Origin of the sequence: Halalkalibacter alkaliphilus (genome assembly GCF_023555415.1) — a bacterium.
Lineage (GTDB): Bacteria > Bacillota > Bacilli > Bacillales > Bacillaceae_D > Halalkalibacter > Halalkalibacter alkaliphilus.
Window position 1 is genome coordinate 71,014 of the sequence record NZ_JAKRYL010000012.1, and the last position, 18,767, is coordinate 89,780.

16 protein-coding genes are annotated in these 18,767 nt (G+C 39.0%); 12 read left to right on the plus strand and 4 right to left on the minus strand.

All coding sequences use genetic code 11. The features are described 5' to 3' along the window. The first annotated feature begins 82 nt into the window (after nucleotides 1–82). From MF646_RS12655 to MF646_RS12690, 8 genes are all read left to right on the plus strand, one after another. Nucleotides 83–1,018: a carbohydrate ABC transporter permease gene (locus MF646_RS12655; RefSeq protein WP_250096869.1), complete on the plus strand. Its 936-nt coding sequence runs from the start codon at nucleotides 83–85 to the stop codon at nucleotides 1,016–1,018. A gap of 5 nt (nucleotides 1,019–1,023) precedes the next feature. Next, nucleotides 1,024–1,872 (plus strand): carbohydrate ABC transporter permease, encoded by an 849-nt coding sequence (locus tag MF646_RS12660; protein WP_250096870.1) that lies wholly within the window; start codon nucleotides 1,024–1,026, stop codon nucleotides 1,870–1,872. Between the two features lie 30 nt (nucleotides 1,873–1,902). Continuing rightward, nucleotides 1,903–2,868 (plus strand): PfkB family carbohydrate kinase, encoded by a 966-nt coding sequence (locus MF646_RS12665; RefSeq protein ID WP_250096871.1) that lies wholly within the window; start codon nucleotides 1,903–1,905, stop codon nucleotides 2,866–2,868. A gap of 15 nt (nucleotides 2,869–2,883) precedes the next feature. Next, the gene (locus tag MF646_RS12670) at nucleotides 2,884–3,540 is read left to right on the plus strand and encodes a YesL family protein (protein WP_250096872.1); all 657 of its coding nucleotides are present in this window, start codon (nucleotides 2,884–2,886) and stop codon (nucleotides 3,538–3,540) included. Nucleotides 3,541–3,561: 21 nt separating this feature from the next. Next, a complete protein-coding gene (locus MF646_RS12675; RefSeq protein WP_250096873.1) occupies nucleotides 3,562–5,079 on the plus strand; it encodes a glycoside hydrolase family 32 protein in 1,518 nt (505 codons plus the stop codon). 627 nt (nucleotides 5,080–5,706) lie between these two features. Next, complete coding sequence (locus MF646_RS12680) at nucleotides 5,707–6,891, plus strand: ParM/StbA family protein (RefSeq protein ID WP_250096874.1); 1,185 nt, start codon at nucleotides 5,707–5,709, stop codon at nucleotides 6,889–6,891. A 12-nt stretch (nucleotides 6,892–6,903) separates the two neighbouring features. After that, entirely contained in the window at nucleotides 6,904–7,521 is a 618-nt protein-coding gene (locus tag MF646_RS12685) for a hypothetical protein (RefSeq protein WP_250096875.1), read from the plus strand. Nucleotides 7,522–7,907: 386 nt separating this feature from the next. Beyond that, complete coding sequence (locus MF646_RS12690) at nucleotides 7,908–8,915, plus strand: DUF3231 family protein (protein WP_250096876.1); 1,008 nt, start codon at nucleotides 7,908–7,910, stop codon at nucleotides 8,913–8,915. Between the two features lie 166 nt (nucleotides 8,916–9,081). On the opposite strand, the gene MF646_RS12695 is transcribed toward MF646_RS12690, so the two are convergent. Beyond that, on the minus strand, nucleotides 9,082–9,705 hold the full coding sequence (locus tag MF646_RS12695; RefSeq protein WP_250096877.1) for a cell wall hydrolase: 624 nt from the start codon (nucleotides 9,703–9,705) through the stop codon (nucleotides 9,082–9,084). A 148-nt stretch (nucleotides 9,706–9,853) separates the two neighbouring features. Between MF646_RS12695 and MF646_RS12700 the strand changes: the two genes are divergently transcribed. Continuing rightward, a complete protein-coding gene (locus tag MF646_RS12700; protein ID WP_250096878.1) occupies nucleotides 9,854–10,705 on the plus strand; it encodes an oxidoreductase in 852 nt (283 codons plus the stop codon). A gap of 204 nt (nucleotides 10,706–10,909) precedes the next feature. Here the strand turns inward: MF646_RS12700 and MF646_RS12705 are convergent, their stop codons facing one another. Both MF646_RS12705 and MF646_RS12710 read right to left on the minus strand, forming a co-directional pair. After that, on the minus strand, nucleotides 10,910–11,632 hold the full coding sequence (locus tag MF646_RS12705) for an N-acetylmuramoyl-L-alanine amidase family protein (RefSeq protein WP_250096879.1): 723 nt from the start codon (nucleotides 11,630–11,632) through the stop codon (nucleotides 10,910–10,912). Between the two features lie 898 nt (nucleotides 11,633–12,530). After that, nucleotides 12,531–14,087: a hypothetical protein gene (locus MF646_RS12710; protein WP_250096880.1), complete on the minus strand. Its 1,557-nt coding sequence runs from the start codon at nucleotides 14,085–14,087 to the stop codon at nucleotides 12,531–12,533. Nucleotides 14,088–14,502: 415 nt separating this feature from the next. Here MF646_RS12710 and MF646_RS12715 point away from each other — a divergent pair, with 415 nt between their 5' ends. The 3 genes from MF646_RS12715 to MF646_RS12725 all read left to right on the plus strand — a co-directional run bounded on the left by MF646_RS12715 (nucleotide 14,503) and on the right by MF646_RS12725 (nucleotide 18,256). Continuing rightward, nucleotides 14,503–15,513, plus strand: coding sequence for a LacI family DNA-binding transcriptional regulator (locus MF646_RS12715; RefSeq protein WP_250096881.1), 1,011 nt, complete (start codon nucleotides 14,503–14,505; stop codon nucleotides 15,511–15,513). Between the two features lie 283 nt (nucleotides 15,514–15,796). Beyond that, entirely contained in the window at nucleotides 15,797–17,791 is a 1,995-nt protein-coding gene (locus tag MF646_RS12720; protein ID WP_250096882.1) for a beta-galactosidase, read from the plus strand. 222 nt (nucleotides 17,792–18,013) lie between these two features. Beyond that, nucleotides 18,014–18,256, plus strand: a complete 243-nt coding sequence (locus tag MF646_RS12725; RefSeq protein ID WP_250096883.1) for a hypothetical protein — start codon at nucleotides 18,014–18,016, stop codon at nucleotides 18,254–18,256. Nucleotides 18,257–18,374: 118 nt separating this feature from the next. Here the strand turns inward: MF646_RS12725 and MF646_RS12730 are convergent, their stop codons facing one another. Further along, complete coding sequence (locus tag MF646_RS12730) at nucleotides 18,375–18,758, minus strand: hypothetical protein (RefSeq protein ID WP_250096884.1); 384 nt, start codon at nucleotides 18,756–18,758, stop codon at nucleotides 18,375–18,377. Nucleotides 18,759–18,767: the final 9 nt, after the last annotated feature.

Genomic DNA, 18,767 nt, shown 5'->3' on the forward strand with positions numbered 1-18,767 from the left:
AGGATGATACCTTTTTCATGACAGTCAAGGGGCTTTCTGTAAGCCTCTTGTTCTGTTAAATGTCAGATGTGGAGTGATGGTTATGGAAACCAATAAAAAAATTGATATGAAGCCTATCAGAGCACAGAAACGCTTTAATATAAAATCGCAAAAAACACAAGAATTTATTAATGGTTATTTATTTTTACTTCCAGCTTTGCTTTTGCTAGGTGTGTTTTTGTTATATCCAATGGGGATGGCTTTTTACTATAGTTTCACTGATTTTTATATATTAAGACCAGACCAAAAGCAATTCATAGGATTAGAAAATTTCACTTATATTTTTCAAGATGCTGAATTTAAACAAGCTTTTAAAAATACAGCATACTTTGCGTTACTAGTTGTCCCAATTCAAATGGCTGTTGCCTTGGGGTTAGCATTATTAATCAATCAAAAGCTAAAATGTAAGGTCTTTTTCCGAACTGCCTATTTCAGTCCAGTTGTTATGTCGTTAGTTGTTGTATCGATTCTTTGGACGTTTTTATATAACCCGAATGAGGGCTTAATTAACGAGATGTTAGGTATTTTTGGTATTTCTCCACAACCCTTTTTGACAAGTCCTAATCAAGCGATGAATTCGATTATTGTCATGTCCGTTTGGCAAGGGGCAGGGTTTCAAATGTTGATTTTCCTTGCAGGCTTACAAAACATTCCTAAGCATCTGTATGAGGCGGCTTCCATAGATGGTGCCAACCCGTTACAGCAGTTCTGGAATGTGACTCTTCCGGGGCTAAGAAATGTATCCATCTTTATTTTTGTAACGATTACGATTGCTGCTGTGAAATTATTAGTACAACCAATGATTATGACTCAAGGCGGACCATTAGGGTCGACAAAAACTCTTGTTTATCACATTTATGAGGTTGGCTTTAACTATCGAGATGTTGGTTATGCTTCGGCAATGGCGGTAGTGTTTACGATATTAGTGCTTATCATTACGATCATACAGCGTAAGTTTACGGGCGAGGAAAGGGGTTGAACGTGATGAAGGAAAGGCTGTTAGTTAAAAATATTATATTGTATATTTTTATGACGTTATTAGCGTTCATCTTCCTATTCCCTCTAATATGGATGCTAGTTTCTTCGTTAAAAAATGAATTTCAAATTTTTGAAGATATTAGTTCGTTTAAGGCATTTTTGCCGCCTGCACCGTCTGAAGGTGGGTACTTTGCAAATTATGTTGCTGCGTTTGAGCGTGTTGATTTGTTCCGTTACATGTTAAATAGTTTGGTTTATACGGTTGGAATTTTAATATGCGGACTCGTCGTAAATTCAATGGCTGGTTATGCATTGGCACGCTTTAATTTTCCGTTAAGACACTTTTGGTTAGCGGTTATAATTGCAACATTAATTATTCCGCCAGAAAGTATTTTCCTGCCGCTTTATGTTCTTGTTTATAATTTTGGCTGGGTAAACACATACACGGGGCTAATTGTTCCATTTATTGCAAATGCCTTTAGTATCTTTCTTTTTAGACAGTTCTTTTTAGACTTTCCAAAAGAGATTGAAGAAGCTGCGAAGATTGATGGTTGCTCGCAAATCGGAATCTTTTTTAGAATCATTGTTCCACTTTCAAAGCCAATTTTTGCAACGGTTGCTATCTTTACTTTTATCAATCATTGGAATGATTTCTTATGGCCATTAGTAGTAGCAACGGAAGACCGGATGAGAACGATTCAAATTGGGTTACAGTACTTTATGAATCAACCTCCTGTTCAATGGGGCCAAGTGATGGCAGCACTGACTGTCACAACGATTCCTATGCTATTAATCTTTATTTTCTTACAAAGATATTACGTGCAAGGGTTAGCGCATACAGGTTCGAAAAACTAAATTGGATAATGGATGAGAAAGGAAGGGAACATGGGAAAGGTCATAAGCTTAGGTGAATTGCTAATAGATTTTGTACCAAAAGAAAAAGGGAAATCATTAAAGGACATACTGGAATTTGAAAAAGCGGCTGGTGGTGCTCCTGCTAATGTAGCGGCAGCAATCGCAAAACTTGGTGGAAAAGCTGCTTTTATTGGAAAGGTTGGAAATGATGGGTTCGGCCACTTTCTTGAAGAAACCCTGCAAAGAACGGGTGTACTTACAAACTTTGTCGTTAAGAGCGATGAGTATAAAACGGCACTTGCTTTTGTAACGAATCAAGATAATGGCGAAAGAGAGTTTATGTTTTACCGTGATCCATCTGCAGATATGATGTTAACTGCTGAAGAAGTCGATGAACAGTGGTTTGAAGAAGGAGATATCTACCATTTTGGGTCCGTTTCCTTGATTGGACATCCGGTAAGGGAAGCGACGGTAGAAGCACTGCGAATCGCTCAAGAAAAGGGGCTCATTATAAGTTTTGACCCTAATGTCCGCTTAGCCCTTTGGGATGATGCAGAAGCGGCAAAAGAATGCATTCTCCGCTATTTCAAGCAGGCTCATATTGTGAAAATTAGCGATGAGGAACTCTACTTCTTAACAGGGATCGAAAATGAAAGGGAAGCTGTTCATCAGTTGTTTGGAGGAATAAATGAGCTTGTTGTCGTCACGAAAGGGGCTTTAGGTTCCGTTATATATACAAGAGATTATTGTCAATCTGTTGGTGCGATGAAGGTCGAGGCGATTGATACAACAGGGGCTGGTGACGCCTTTGTCGGTGGATTGTTATTCTTTTTGCAAAAAGAGATGAAGAGTAGCAGCCTCATAGATTTTCTTAAGAGTGAAGGAAAGGCTCGTGAAATGGTTTCATTTGCAGGAAAGTGTGGAGCCATCGCTACAACTCGTCGAGGGGCAATTCCCGCTTTACCAGCTTTAGAGGATGTAGTGAAATCATACTAATAAGGAGTGTCGGTTATGCAAGTAGGTGGAGTTGCTGGTGGAATATATAAAGTTTGTGACTGGTTAATGAAACTAGCAATTGTCAATTTGCTATGGATTGCTTTTACAGTCCTTGGTCTTGGAATCTTTGGGATGTTCCCGGCAACGGTTGCTTTGTTAACCGTCCTTACTCGCTGGATAAAAAAAGAGGAATGTAAAGTAGTTCAGAGCTTCTTCCGTGCTTACAAAAATAGTTTTGTAAAAGCGAACATGTTGATGGTTTTAACGCTTGCATTAGGATCTGTTTTAGCAATGAATGTAATTGTTGTTCAGTCTATGAGTGGAATTCTTCATGTATTTTTGAAGTACGGATTGCTTTGTTTGTTCGTTATGTATACGATAATCGCTCTTTATGTGATACCAATGGTTACTTACCGATCACATGGAGTGTGGATGACGATGAAAATGGCATTTATAACAGGAACGTTACACCCAGTTCGAACAGGGATGTTAGTAGGTGGATTTGTTCTGTTATATTTCGTTTTACGATCAATTCCAGGGATGATTCCTTTCTATGGTGTAAGTCTAATGGGGATGTGGACGGTTGTCGTACTAGCTCCTATTTTATCGGGAGAGCAAAATGAGTCAAACAAAGAAAAAATAATAAAGAATGGAACAGTAGCAAGAGCATAGAAGGAAATCAGGAGGTACGAAATGACACAACATAAACAGGCAGTTGAAAAGGCAATTAAATCTATTAATCAAGCTAAAGAAGAAGTGAGCAAAAATCACTGGAGATTAAACTACCATGTAGCCTCTCCAGCCTATTGGATTAATGATCCAAATGGTTTTAGCTATTATAAAGGGGAATATCATTTATTTTACCAACACCATCCATTTACCCCGCAGTGGGGACCGATGCATTGGGGGCATGTGAAAAGCAAAGATTTAACCCATTGGGAACACCTCCCAGTTGCCATTGCTCCAAGTGAAGACTATGACAGAGATGGTTGCTTTTCCGGTAGCGCAATTGAAAAGGATGGGAAGCTCTATCTGATGTATACGGGGCATAAATGGACAGGGGATAACCACGATACAGATTTAGAACAAGTTCAGTGCCTTGCTATTAGTGAGGATGGTATAAATTTTGAAAAACTAACGAACAATCCAGTCATTGGAGCGGCGCCTGAAGGGGATATCCACCCGAACCATATTAGAGATCCGAAAGTGTGGAAGCATGGGGATGAGTATTACTGTGTCATTGGTAATAAAACAAAGAATGAAGTAGGGCAGGTTCTGCTTTATCGCTCAGCCGATTTACTAGAGTGGGAATTTTTAAATGTTGCAGCTAAAGGAGAAGGGAACTTTGGCTATATGTGGGAATGCCCAGACATTTTTCATTTAGACGGTCAAGATGTACTGATGATGTCACCTCAAGGAATGAAGCCAGAAGGTCATCTGTATCATAATTTACACCAATCAGGCTATGTAGTAGGGGAGTTAGATTATGAAAGTGGGAAGCTCGGCCATGGCGCTTTTCAGCTGCTTGATTATGGGTTTGATTTTTACGCACCTCAAACAACGGTAGATGAAAAAGGAAGAAGAGTAATGGTTGCATGGATGGCGATGTGGGAAAGTGACATGCCTGAACAAGAGTTCGAATGGGCAGGTGCGATGACATTGCCTCGACAATTATTTATCAAAAATGGCCAAATCATTAGTAAGCCAATGCCAGAAGTTGAAACATTACGAGAAGGCCTTACGGAATATGAGCATGTATCCTTTGAAGGGGACCACGTGTTCAAAGATGTTTCAGGAGATTCGCTTGAGATAGATGTCATTATTGAAGCAAAAGAAGCAACTAGATTTGGTTTGAAAATGCGTATGAATGAGGAGCTAGGGGAGGAAACCGTCCTTAGCTATGATTGCAATGAAGAATTCTTAACGTTAGATCGTAACAAATCTGGAAAAGGATTAGATGGTACTCGCAGGACACCGGTCAAATTGCACGATAATGAGCTTCATTTGCGTATTTTCATAGATACATCGTCTATTGAAGTCTTTGTTAATGATGGAGAAAAAGTAATGACAACAAGAATTTACCCGGATCCAACTTCAACTGGGATTGAGTTCTTTGCAGATGGACTCATTTCGGTTAAAAAGTTAAAAAAGTGGGCGTTAGGGAAGAGTGTAGGAGTTAGTCCTATTGCTGCTAGTGGTTTAACTGAATAATTGGTGTGAGGAGTCAGTATTGAAAGAGGGTACTGGCTCCTTTTTTATTTGTGAAAAAAACGTGTGTCTGCCGATTGTATGAGAGATAAGGAAGGGGAGGGGAGTGGTTCTGTTTTTGGAATGAAGATAGGTAGTAGAGTTCTGGGTAGCTATGGGAGTTTCATGGTGAGATTTTAGAGGGGAGATAGGTGGAATCTTGATAGTAATAAGCTTTAAATTAAGATGTGATTATTGTAGATAGATGTCTATATTTCTATTTTTTAGTCGTGAACAGTCGAATAGTAAAAATCAAGGGTGATGGTAAAAGAGGGGAGAGGAGAGGATTCGGTCATCCATATAGTGGTAATATAGTCGTTGTATACAATTATGTGTACAAGTATACAAAAACGTATACATGTGTACAAAATGTATACTTGGGTGTTTACAATAACGTTTACATGTGTACAAATCTGTATACATTGCGTACTTTAGGGATGTGTACGGATTTGTATGCATGTAAACGAAAATGTATACATGTATACAAAAACGAATACAACTTAAGTATCATTGACGAATCTAGCACTCTACTATACTCTTATATATGTTGGAAAAAGTTATAAAATCCTGAAACGAAAGGAAATGATTTGAATGAGAAAAACAAGAATTGCTGCAGTTGATGTAGGTAACGATTCCCTTAAAGCGTTATTTGGAAAAGCAGATTTCGAATTAAATGTCCCGAATGTCATCGCAAGAGATACAGAAGATAGACCAGTTATTGGAATAGAAGATTTAAATGAAAAGGATCCTCTAGATGGAATACATATTCGAGTTCACTCCCCTGCCCTTCTAGAGAACAATGCGATTTACCGTGTTGGTAACTTAGCGACAAAGAGCAACAATCCAAATGAGCTCGATCCTGGCAGTAGCAAATCGGAAGAAGATCAAACGTTAGTTATGCTTTTTGCTTCATTAGCGTTAGATGCTGTAAGAGAAGAAAATTCGAACCTATTTAAAAAGACAAACAATGTTATAGATGCAAACTATACAATAGGAACGGGTTTGCCGCTACGTGAAGTAAAAGAAGGAAAAGACGTTGGTTATCGTTCGCAGCTATTAAGCTCGGTTCACCAAGTAGAATTCCTTGTTACACCAAAATATCAAGGAATCAAAGTGAATATTAAATTTGACGAAGTAAAAGTATATCCGGAAGGGTTTGCTGCTTACATCAACTTAGTTATGGATAATAATTTAAACATTATTAATAGAGACTTAGTAGATAAGAGCATTCTGATTCAAGATATTGGTGGATTATCTACGGATATTGCTGTGATTAAAAACCGCAATGTTGATGATGATAAGGCACAGGGCTTTAACCTTGGTGTAGCTGAATCACTTGAGCAAATTCGTGAAGAAATTCGCTCAAAGCACGGCGTAGAGCTAGATAGCCGTCGTGATGTTGTTGACATTATTACGAAGAAACACGATCGCAATCACATTATGGTACGCGGAAGTCGGACAAGCGTTCACGATATTACAGATCGTATTTTAATGGAGCTTGCGAAGAAACAATATCGTCACTTACGCAATGTATGGTCAAAGAACTCTCAAACAGAGATCTGCTACTTTGTCGGCGGCGGTGCAATGGTATTAAAAGACTACTTAAAAACATTAAATAACAGCTTAGATGGCTTTAATATCGGTTTCTTTGAAGATGAAAAAGAGAGCATCTGGATGATGGCAAATGCGTACTATAAGTTGATTTCAGCTTTTGAAAAGGCAAACAACCCAGATCCAAAAGACAAAGAAAAAGATAAAAAAGCTGTGAAAAACTAATAAGGTGATTCTATGAGTACAAAGGGGACGACTGGAATCCAGAGGGGTCAGGCAATTACATTCCGTCTCCCCTCTGATACACCAGATCACTTACTTAAACAGCTACAAAGATTAAAAGAGACAGAGAGACGAAACTTTTCAAGTAAAATTGCCGAATATGCCTTAGATGGTGTTAGCAACTCGATGGCAAAAGAACGCGAAACGGTCATGATTCCACTACCGAAGGCATTAAGCAAAGAACAGCGAAACTGGCTGCGCCACTCGCATTCAGAAGCTCTTCTTGGAGCAATTGTGTTTCAGCTTTTAGCTGATCCAGTACGAGCAACGTCTGTTTTAGCTTCTCTTAATAGCAATGCCTTTGATATTGATGAGGCGCTTTATTTGCAGGAGAGTGAAGCATTTACCGAGGTAGAAGAAGAAGAGTCTAGTCATCCGTCTGAACCTTTAGTTGAGCCGGAAGATGATCTACTGCATGACGATGCAGGCGCTGACTTAGAAGATGACTTAGGTGACTTTGATTGGAGTAAGGCACTGCAAGAGCATGCAGCGGCCAAAGAGGCAGAGGAGCCTGAGAAAGAAGAAACGGCAGAAGATTTGCTAGGCGGGTTTCTTGCGAAGATGAATAAGTAAAATCGGGCTTTTTGAAGAGTAACGGTTCGGTTGAAAAAAACGCAATGGGTTTTATTAAAAACCATTGCGTTTTTTCTGGTTAAACTTCGTCTTCTTGCGATAAGATACTCCGTTCGTTGAATAATCAGCTTCTCTTTTACAGAATTCGAAGGTAACAGTAAATCCTTTTTTTAAAGTAATTTTATGGATAAATTCCCTCGCCGGTTAGATACTAACTTTATTGTTGTTATTTGACTTTAAACTTAATGTGGAACGATATACTTTGAATACTCTTTTTAGTTAATACACCATTCCTATTTATAATGGTCGTTCTCAAGGATTCAAACTATATGTTTTTAAAGAAATATATATATTTCAATCCACAATATATGTAATGAGGTGATTTTATGGATAAAGAAGATTTAAAGCTCACATCTGCTGAGATAGGGACTTTGTGGGAGGAATATGTTAATGGTACAGCTATTCATACGGTAAACAAGTATATGTTATCCATTATTGAAGATGAAAAGATAAAAGCAATTTTTGAAGATGCGGTAAATACATTTGAAAAACAAAAGAAACAGATAGCTATGTTTATTGAAGACGAAGGATTTCCTGTTCCTATTGGATTTACTGATTCGGACCTTACTAAAGGGACGAAAAGGTTATTTTCCGATATATTCTGTCTACACTATTTACATATTATGACGCTTCATGGGTTACTCGGACATATGACATCACTGAGTGCTTCCGTTCGAAAGGATTTAAGATATTTTTATGATTCCTGTGATAATGATGGAAAAAGGATGTACCATCAAACCATTGAATTACTACTAGAAAAAGGACATTTTCAAAGAGACCCTTACTTCTATCCAGAAGCAACTCCTGAGTTTGTTTCAGGTCAACAATTTTTAGATGGGTTTTTTGGAGATAAACGACCGTTAGCTGCAACTGAAATTATCAGTCTTTCATTTAATTTGAAAAAGAAGATACTGGAGAAAACTCTTTCGATTGCATTTAGCCAAGTTGCTCAATCAAGAGAAGTCAGAAAATTTCTAGAATCATCACAAAATACTTCAAATAACCAAATTCAATCACTAAGTAATATATTAAAAAAAGATAATTTGCCTGTACCAATGTCTTGGGAATCAGAAGTCACAACATCAAAGGATTCACCTTTTTCAGATAAGTTAATGTTGTATCATATTGGATTCCTACTACAAACCGCACAAGCCTATCATGGAACAGGGCTTGCTTCCGCCATGCGAACAGACCTTGCTGTAACTTATGAAAAGATTATCTTAAAAAACTTGATGGTGACAAAAGAGTGGTTCAATATTATGACAAAATATAAATGGTTAGAGGAGCCCCCTCTTGCCCCGAATAGAAAGCAACTTGCAAAAGAAAATAAGTAACTAATTGACACCTCTTGTTACTAGGAGGTGTTTTATATTTGACGATAAGTTCTTACATAAAGAGATGAAAATCAGTATGATTTTCATCTCTATGCATTGATCCTTTTCATTTTCTCTCTGTTTCCAAAGCTGTTATTTGCAGAGCGCGCTTTTTTTTGTAAAAAACTTATTCAGCAAAAAGGTGTTTTCCAATCGTAAACTTCGGTGTTGTCCATTTAAAAATCCACTCGGACGTTGCGATTGCAGGGTTGTAATAATATGTAGCTCCTTCAGATGGATCCCAGCCATTCCAAGCATCTCTTACCGCTTTGTATGAGGTAGATGTTGGTGTTAGGTTGTATTGACCATCCATAACGGCTGTAAATGCGTTCCTTTGGTAGATAACTCCTTCAACAGAAGATGGAAAGTCAGGAGATTTTAGACGGTTTTTCACGACTGCTGCCACCGCAACTTGACCTTTATAAGGTTCCCCGCGAGCTTCTCCATGGACGATTCTAGCGATTTTTTCAACCTCTTTTAGTTGATTAAGCGTTTGCGGTCCTGCAACTCCATCAGAAAGTAAGTTGAAATCATATTGAAATTGACGGACGGCAGCTTCTGTTAATTCTCCGTAATACCCAGTTGCATTGCTATGTAAATATTCCAATGCGATTAACTTCTGTTGTAACTCGACGACAGCTTCTCCACGATCTTCTTTTTTCAAAAGGAACTCATTTGCTTTTAATTCTTTAGGTATGAGAGCGATGAAAACGAAGAATAGTGGAAGAAGTAGTATGATTTTTTTGCTCATATAAATCCCTCCCTATAATAATTTAAACAAAAGTTTAAATTTTTCCTCCTTTTTTTAAGATTTGAGAAAATAGTATGAGAGGAATGAGGTACAAAGGGTAGAGACTTTTTCTGATAGAATAAAAGAAAAAGATAGTAGGTGGAGTGAGTTGAGGCGAACAGCAATCATTACAGGCGCATCTAGCGGCTTTGGATTACTAACTACATTAGAGCTTGCTAAGCGTGGGTTTAGGGTACTTGCGACGATGCGGAATGTAGAAAAAGCAGTCGCGTTTAATTCGTTAACAGATGATGGGGACATACTTGAGCGAATTGAGCCGTTTCCACTTGATGTGACAGAGGGAGATTCTGTTGCTCGTTTCTCAAAAAAAGTTCAGTCGATGGAGAAGGTAGATGTCCTGATTAACAATGCAGGATTTGCCGTTGGTGGATTTGCTGAGGAGATCGAGATAGAAGATTATCGCAGACAATTTGAAACGAACGTATTCGGAGTGATGGCGGTTACTCAGGCCGTTCTACCGGCCATGCGAGAGCAAAAATCTGGAACGATTATTAATGTGAGCAGTGTAAGTGGACGAATTGGATTTCCAGGACTCTCTCCTTATGTATCGTCAAAGCATGCGTTAGAGGGGTACTCAGAAAGTCTTCGATTGGAAGTTGCCCCTTTTGGAATCCAAGTTGCATTAGTAGAGCCTGGGTCATATAGCACAAACATTTGGTCATCTGGAATGGAAGTATCGGAGCGGTCGCTGGATAGTGGGTCGCCATACTATGATTATATGAAAGGCATTACTAGCAGATTGGAAGCTGGTAAGAAGAATCATGGTGACCCTGATGAGGTGGTTCATTTACTATGTGAGTTGGCAATGGAAGAGAGAGTAAAGAAGCTTAGGTATCCAATTGGCAAAGGGTTGAAGTGGACGTTAGCGTTGAAGCAGCTGATGCCTTGGTCATGGTGGGAGAAGATTGTGTTGCGGCAGGTATTGAAGAAGAGGAAGTAAGGAAGATGTTGTTTGGACGGTAAAACAGCTTGTTTGGACAGTAAATTGGGCAGTTTGGAAAGTAAATGCGTCAAACCCGACAGAACCGTCACCAATTATTGAAAAAACAAGCAGGTGCAAAGCCAAAAGAGCAGGTCATAGAAACGGAGACGAACCAACAACAGTTCATCTCCGGAAAAATCTCGATTTTTATTTGCGTCATTACTAGTCTTTGATTCTCTGAATCAAAATCTCATTAGCAGAATCGAGATTTCTATCAACTGCATTTAAGATATTTTGTCTAACTCGATATGCTCCTTCTTGAGTGCCATCTACAATGACACGATAGATCGGATCATTCTCATTATCGTCGTCTCCGTTATTATCTCCATTTTCAGAGCGCTCGAGGTTAAATGCACGTTCCAAGCCGTTTACATGTCCTCTTGCAACGGTTTGCAGCCAATTGGGATCAGATAGTTTGGCGGCGTCTTCATCATTGTCGATAAACCCATTCTCAGTTAAGAGCGCAGACATCGTTGTTTCACGTAAGACGTGAAAATTAGCTTTCTTTTTTCCTCGGTTGACGAGTTCATTAACCTTTGTGATCTCTTCATGCATAATATCGCGATATTGTGCAGTTTGAGAAGTGTCGGATAAGCCATCATAAATAAAATCCTCATATCCTTGTGCGGTGCCATCTAGTCCGTTGACGTGAATAGATAAGAAATAGTCAGCCCCCCACGAATTGGCATCACTTGAGCGCTGAGCTAACGTAACATCGGTATCGGTAGTTCGGCTCATTCTTACATCGACATTAGCGTATTCACTATTAAGAATATTGCGAATACGTAAGGCGATATCTAATACAATATCTTTTTCCTGCATACCATTTCCAGTTGCACCTGTATCAGAACCTCCATGACCAGGATCTAAATATAATTTGAACATGGAATATCACCCCCTACTTTAGTATGATATTCAAATGTCCTTTGCTGGTAACGGCTTGTTGCACAAGTAACGATAGGCGAATCAACGATTTTTGCTTTAGTTAAGTAAAGCGGGGTCTGACCCCTATGTACCTCTGCACCGCGTTAATGTTATGCCGAGGGGTCTGACCCCGGAAACGTGCGGAAACGCAAAAAAGTCCCTCGAGTCGAAGAGCCAGTAGAGGAACTTTGTGTTCTATTCAGGGTCTTTGGTTGTTATCTACACTAAATAAATGGCTGCTGTTAAGCAGTGGCACGAGTTTGAAAAAGAAGAGTTACCCTGAAGGAAAGCGATCCATTTCAGACTCTTGTCGAAAAGATAGCCTTTTTTATCAATACAGCTGAGAAATGCATATGTCTTATTGAACAAAATGTCCATGGCTGTCACTCCCTTTTTTCGGTAGTGTGCTACAGAAAATGGGAATTATGCATAAATAAACTAATTTATTTTGTGGGAATAAGATTGCATGCATATAACCTCTAAAATAAAAAAACAGTGGAAAAACAGTAAGCTGATGAAAGCCAAACTAGACCAGAAAAACATGGGAAAAGGTCTTCATCGAGCTGATGAAGACCTAATCAGTCTAGAAAAGTAGGAGTAGAGTCTTCATAAAGCTGATGAAGACCTAAACAGTCTAGAAAAGCAAGGAGAGAGTCTTCATAAAGCCGATGAAGATCGAAACAGACTAAAAAGCATGGGAAAAAGTCCTTCATACAAACCAATATGAATTAGGCACTAAAAAATGGCAACGGCTCCGCACAATACAAAGAGGGCACGAAAAAAGTAAAATTAAAGGCCATTGAAAAAGGTCATAACCATACCTTTTCAATAGCCTCACAAATCAGCGGAGTACATATCATTATTGTTTAACAAACGTATGGTTCAAATCAATAGCCATCCCGCTCCAGCCCCAGCAGTCGGGTCCTTCAATCGTCGTAACGTGGTTTCCGTCTTTTACAAGAGTCATTTGACAGCCAATTTCGTCTTCCACTTGCAACGCAGTATTTCCATCTTTCAGTGCGTAACCTTCCATTTCGCCGACATGAGTAGTAGACACATGAATATCAAACTGAAAGCCAGCTTCATCCTCATTGTAGATGTTCAGTACGCCTCCGACACCTTTGTCTTCCGGAATGGTGTATGTACCACTCCAGTCCGTTGAAATTTCAGGCGTCTCTGTTTTGCTCACTAAAATCATTTCAATCTCATTTTTGCTTTTTTCGATATAGAGAGCATGGGCACCAGTGTTATAAATCATTACTTCTGTATGATTGTCTTGTTCACCGACAACTTTCTCGTCCGGTTCTCCAAGTTTATCGTAAATTTGCTTAATATCTCCGTCTATTAAGGTCCCTGGAATGAGAAGGGTATTAACGGTGTTGTTACTAGTTGCTGTTACAGCATAACCGATGTTATTAAACATAAAGGTTTCTGCGCCACGTAACCAATCGGTAATCGTATCTGGTTCTCCTTTTTTATCAAATATTTCCTGCAAACTTGTGCCAACAGCAAATGAGACGGAAGGAAAACGTCCTTTCTCTACTTCGTCTAGCCAGTCAGACGTGATCGGAATGTACGGGTAAGCGAACGTGCTGGTCGGTTTATCTTTCCAACGTTCATACGTTTCTTGTCCGTACGTATTACCATCAGTAAACGACTCGTCATTGTAGACGGCCTGGCTCTTTAAGGAGAGGGTGAGGGTTTCCTCATGAAATTCCCATGTGGTAAAAAACCAACCGAACTCTTCTTCTGTTTCGTTAATTTTATACTCTACGCTTTGATAATAGTGATCACCGATGTTACGTAATTCCCCGTTAATTGAATTCAAAGGCTGTCCATCAACCTTCACTTCTTGGAGCGCTCCGTCTTCTAACGCAAAAACGTTCAAACTCTTTTGATTCAATGCTTCCTTTTGATAAATGACGAGGAGGTCTCGCCCTGTTTTATGAGAGCTAATATACGCCATCTTTTCTCCTTCAATAAAATGCGCGGGGGAACCACTTTCGTTCTCGAAAAGGTTCAGATGTTCTTGCTTGACGCCATACTCATCGTCATCTTCAGATAAATAAAGATGATATTGGCCTGAATAAAATTGTTCTCCTTCAACTCCAAGAAAAGAAGGCGAATCGATCTCGCCTTTTTCCTCGTCGGAGCTATAAATATGTACGTGGTACGTTTGATTTTTGTCATCCGTCATTTGTAAGTGGAAACGACTATCAGCTTGTAAAACCGTTAAAGGGATGTCAGACATACTATTTTCTGATGATGGTGCTTCCAGTACTTCATCCGTCTCTATTGAGTTTGTGGTATCCTCATGACTCGGTTCATTTGAAGCATTTGAAGGTTGCCCTTTCACACAACCTGCTATAAGGAATAAACAAATAATGAATAGTAATGAATAGAAGAATTGCTTCATTTTATCACCTTCGTGAGATCCTATTGTCAACTAACTTGCTATTGTCTTTCAAATCATACTATTTCGATAGTTATCAGTGTATTCCTCTTTTTATAGAAAATAAATGAACAAAGGGACTTTAGGAGGCCACTGAAAAAGGGACGGTTTTGACATTTTCAACGGCCTTTAAGCAATGAGCGGAACCGTTGCTTTGTTTTAAGTCTGCTATGAGTGGTACAAACTTGCTTTGCACCACTCATAACAGGCCGCAACGTGTGGAGACATTGTGGCTCCACGAATCTGCAATAAAGGAGTTTTTCAATAGCTGCATATTTCGAATTTGGAATATAAATTAAGCAAGAATCTTACTATTTTTTAAAGGTTATAATACAATAAAGTGAAAGCGTTTTATAAATTCAAAAGGAATTGATTATTCATGGCAACGAGACAAGATGTAGCAAAGTTAGCCGGGGTGTCGCCAACAACCGTTTCCCGCGTATTAAACAATAATGGATATGTTTCACAAGACGTTCGGAAAAGAGTGGAAGAAGCCATTCGTGAATTGCAGTTTGTCCCAAACCGCGTTGCAAGAAGCCTTCGTACACAAAAATGCGGACAGATTGCTTGTATTACACATGGATTGAAAAATACCTTTTATGCAGAAATCGTCCAAGGGATTGAAGAGGTAGCATTGGAAAATGGGTATACATATTCTATCTACAGCACGAGTGTGGAAAATGAGAAATATATTAACTTAATTTTAGAAGGCTTTTATGATGGGCTCATTGTTTTAACTTCTTCTGAATTCAATAATTTAGTAGACTCTAAGAAAATAAGAGAAGTGATTCCTACCTGTTTTTATTGGGACCTTGGTTATGAAACAAAGCTGCCAAATGTAGCAGTAAACTTAAAAAAAGCAATGAAAAATACGACTAATTATCTACTTGATTGCGGCCATAAAGAAATCGTTTATCTCGGTTATCCAAAAGAAGGAATTGAAGGGGTGAAAGAGAACCCGCGTTTCCTAGGATACGTTGATGCGTTGAAAGCAAAAGGAATAGAGGTATCGTCTGATCATTTTCTCTTTGTCTCTAATTGGAATGATACATTAACGGCTGGTTATGAAAAGGTGAGAGAACTTCTAGACAGAGGTGTTTCATTTACGGCCATAGCCGCTTGTAATGATTTAATGGCAATTGGGGCGATTCGTGCCTTATCAGAACGAGGAATACGTGTGCCGGAAGATGTTTCGGTTACTGGTTTTGATGACGTAGAGATTGCGAAAATGATTACCCCTGCATTAACAACCGTTTCATTACCTAAAAAGGAAATCGGGCATACGCTTATGAAATCCTTACTTCGTCAAATGAATGGAGAGAAATTAGAGGGGAAAATACAAGAGTATGAATCGGAGCTTATGGAGCGAGAGACCGTACAAAAAATTTGATAATAAAAGTGATTGACTTCCTTACATGAACGTACTAAACTAAACCCAATAAAGCGTTTACATGATGGTGAGTGATATATTTTTGATTAATGTGGTTTCGAGACCATAAATCAAAGCTTCAAAGTGTGGACTCGAAACCACATATCAACTCAAGTTTATTGATGTATGATTCCACTTACCTTTTGTGGTTTCGAGTCCACATTGTTAATAAATTATCGCTTTCTTTTAAGAGGGAAGCCGTGAAGTAACAAAAATAATCGATTTTTAGATAAGGGGGAGAATGATGTATCTAGGCGTAGATTATTATCCGGAGCATTGGCCAAAAGAAATGATGGAACAAGACATACAAGGAATCAAGGGGCTTGGTGCCAACATTGTTCGAATTGGTGAGTTTGCGTGGCACTTAATGGAGAAGGAAGAAGGAAAGTTTGACTTCTCCTTCTTCGATGAAGTGATTGAAAAAGTGAAAAAACAAGGCTTTAAAGTCATGTTCGGAACACCAACAGCGACGTTCCCTGCGTGGTTAGCGAAAAAACATCCGACCATTTTATCCGAAGATGAGAACGGTCAAACGCGAGTATTTGGCGGACGCCGTCAATATTGTTTTAACTCAAGCGTCTACCGTGAGTATAGTGCGCGGATTACTCGGAAGCTTGTCGAACATTACAAAAATGAAGAAGCGATTATCGCATGGCAGATTGACAATGAGTTTGGTCATGAAGGCAGTGACATGTGTTATTGCAAGCAATGCCATAGTGAGTTTCAAGATTTCTTAAAAAACAAGTACGACACGATTGATCAATTAAATGAGACGTACGGGACGATTTTCTGGGGGCAAACGTACAACGATTTCTCAGAGATTCCGATTCCAAAAAAGACGATCACAACACACAATCCGTCGTTGCAGTTAGATTGGGCGAGATTCCGTTCCTTCTCTGTAAACCGCTATGCACATGAGCAGACAATGATTGTCAAAGAATTGAAAGGGAGTCACCAATTAGTGACAACGAATGTATCAGGTGGATTTTTTGGGAAGTGGTTTGACCACGCGGAAAATGTAAAGTTAATGGACTTTGTCTCTTATGATAATTACCCAGTTTGGGGCGGATTGACGGAACCGATAACTCCTGCAGCGATTGCAATGAGTCATGACTTTAATCGTGGCTTGCTTGGTAAAAATTATTGGATCGTTGAAGAGTTAATGGGAGCCCAAGGCCATGATGTAATAGGATATTTGCCACGCCCAAACCAAGCGAAAATGTGGTCCTATCAAGCGTTTGCACATGGCTGTACGGATCTATTATATTTCCGCTGGAGAGGGATGACAAAAGGGGCAGAGCAATTTTGCTATGGAGTTGTCGATCACGATAATAACTACGGTCGAAAGTACAAAGAGGTTCAATCGGTCTTTTCAGATATTCCTCAATATGACGACGTACTGCAATCGGACATCAAGTCAGAAGTGGCAGCGCTATATGACTACGACAATATTTGGTCATGGCGTTTTCAGACACAAAGTGCAGGCTTTGATTTTTCCAATGAACTGCTAAGACTTTATACACCTTTTTATAAGAAGAACACAAATATTGATGTTATCCCGGTTGATCGAGACTTCTCGCAATACAAAGTGTTACTTGTTCCGGCCCTGCAAATCATTGATGAAGAATTAGCAGAACGCTTTAAAGCGTTTGCTGAAGCTGGCGGGACCATTGTATTCACATTTAGAGCAGGTATTAAAGATAAAAACAACAACATCCATTTTAAAGAGACATTGCCTGGTCATGTACGTGAGATGGCAGGGATTACAATTCATGAAATTGAGTCGCTTTCAGCAACAGAGGGAGCTTCAATTATTGGTGTAGGAGAGAATAAAGAGAAGCGTTCTAGTTGCTCAGTATGGCGTGATATCATCACACCAGTAACAGCAGAGGTCCTTTATCGCTATGATGATCCATTTTACCCAGAGGCTGCTATTACACGCAACCGCTATGGAAACGGAATTGTCTATTATATCGGTTGTGGAGCAGAGGAGCATATTATCACAGATATTGCTAGTGAGATTATTGAGAATCAAGGAGTTTGGTATATCGAAAGTGAAGAAGGAGTCGAAGTGTATAAACGTCAAATGGGAGAAAAACGATTCTACTTTGTTATGAATCATACGGCGGAAGAGAAGACGTATCGTAATGTTAAGCTACAACCTTATGAAAGTAAAGTGATTGAAGCTGGAGAAGAACTGAAAGAAAAACAAAGTCAAGAAACGACATCTCTTGTTTAAAAATAGAAGGCTTGAGGGACGATCTATCCTCAAGCCTTCATTTTTCTATCTTTGAAAAAATACAAACATAATGTAATGTGTTACCGTCGAAAAAAGCTCTATAATGAGAAGTTTTGTCGAATGGCTCTTTTTTCGATAGATTATCTAACAAACCCCTTCCATTCTACTCTTTTTCAGACTATTATAATAAATGAGAAAACAACTTAAAGGAGCGAATGACTTATGATGAAAAATTTCAAAGTGAAAAACCATTACTTAGCAGAAATCGAGCATACTGGTGAAAAAAGCTACAAAAACCGCTGGAGTTGGGATATTTACATTGCTGCTGATGAAAATGAAGAATATAGAGGAAAAGCACTAGCACCAGGCAAAGGAATTGAGATCCCATGGACGAAGCTAACAGGACAAGACTTACTAGCTGAAATGATGGGGCTTTGTGAATCACAAATGCCAAAGTGTTCATAATGGATATAAGTGATAAACCAGGACAAGCCTATAAGAAAAAATACGAGAACCCCTAATGCTCTCCGTTAGTAGGAAGAGTGATAGGGGTTTTTGTGTGCAAGCGATAATAAAAAAGCGATCAACCAGTGGCTGTCGCTCTTTCAAAGTACGGTACAGGCGTTTTCGCATACTGTGTATTATGCATATGCTCAAACATTTTAAAGAACAGTAAATTACATGTTTTTACGTTCAGTTTATAATAAAATATACCATCTCTTTCTTCCTTATCACAAATCTCACCCGTAAACGTACATTGCCATATTTCAATTTTAAGGATAAACGAATTCTCTTTTAACATGGGAAAGTCTAAGCTCGTAGAAAACGATAATCCTAGAGAGCTTATGTCAGATACAAGAACCTTTGTTTTGCTAGAGTTGACGGTTTTGCCGTTAAGCTCAGCAATGCTAATATCGGCATTCAATGGTTTTTGAAAACTCATCGACGGAAATAATCGATTTTCCATGACTTCCCC

Coding starts and splice junctions, on each gene's coding strand:
- MF646_RS12655 (WP_250096869.1), top strand. CDS start 83: ATGGAAACCAATAAAAAAATTGATATGAAGCCTATCAGAGCACAGAAA.
- MF646_RS12660 (WP_250096870.1), top strand. CDS start 1,024: ATGAAGGAAAGGCTGTTAGTTAAAAATATTATATTGTATATTTTTATG.
- MF646_RS12665 (WP_250096871.1), top strand. CDS start 1,903: ATGGGAAAGGTCATAAGCTTAGGTGAATTGCTAATAGATTTTGTACCA.
- MF646_RS12670 (WP_250096872.1), top strand. CDS start 2,884: ATGCAAGTAGGTGGAGTTGCTGGTGGAATATATAAAGTTTGTGACTGG.
- MF646_RS12675 (WP_250096873.1), top strand. CDS start 3,562: ATGACACAACATAAACAGGCAGTTGAAAAGGCAATTAAATCTATTAAT.
- MF646_RS12680 (WP_250096874.1), top strand. CDS start 5,707: ATGAGAAAAACAAGAATTGCTGCAGTTGATGTAGGTAACGATTCCCTT.
- MF646_RS12685 (WP_250096875.1), top strand. CDS start 6,904: ATGAGTACAAAGGGGACGACTGGAATCCAGAGGGGTCAGGCAATTACA.
- MF646_RS12690 (WP_250096876.1), top strand. CDS start 7,908: ATGGATAAAGAAGATTTAAAGCTCACATCTGCTGAGATAGGGACTTTG.
- MF646_RS12695 (WP_250096877.1), bottom strand. CDS start 9,705: ATGAGCAAAAAAATCATACTACTTCTTCCACTATTCTTCGTTTTCATC.
- MF646_RS12705 (WP_250096879.1), bottom strand. CDS start 11,632: ATGTTCAAATTATATTTAGATCCTGGTCATGGAGGTTCTGATACAGGT.
- MF646_RS12710 (WP_250096880.1), bottom strand. CDS start 14,087: ATGAAGCAATTCTTCTATTCATTACTATTCATTATTTGTTTATTCCTT.
- MF646_RS12715 (WP_250096881.1), top strand. CDS start 14,503: ATGGCAACGAGACAAGATGTAGCAAAGTTAGCCGGGGTGTCGCCAACA.
- MF646_RS12720 (WP_250096882.1), top strand. CDS start 15,797: ATGTATCTAGGCGTAGATTATTATCCGGAGCATTGGCCAAAAGAAATG.
- MF646_RS12725 (WP_250096883.1), top strand. CDS start 18,014: ATGATGAAAAATTTCAAAGTGAAAAACCATTACTTAGCAGAAATCGAG.
- MF646_RS12730 (WP_250096884.1), bottom strand. CDS start 18,758: ATGGAAAATCGATTATTTCCGTCGATGAGTTTTCAAAAACCATTGAAT.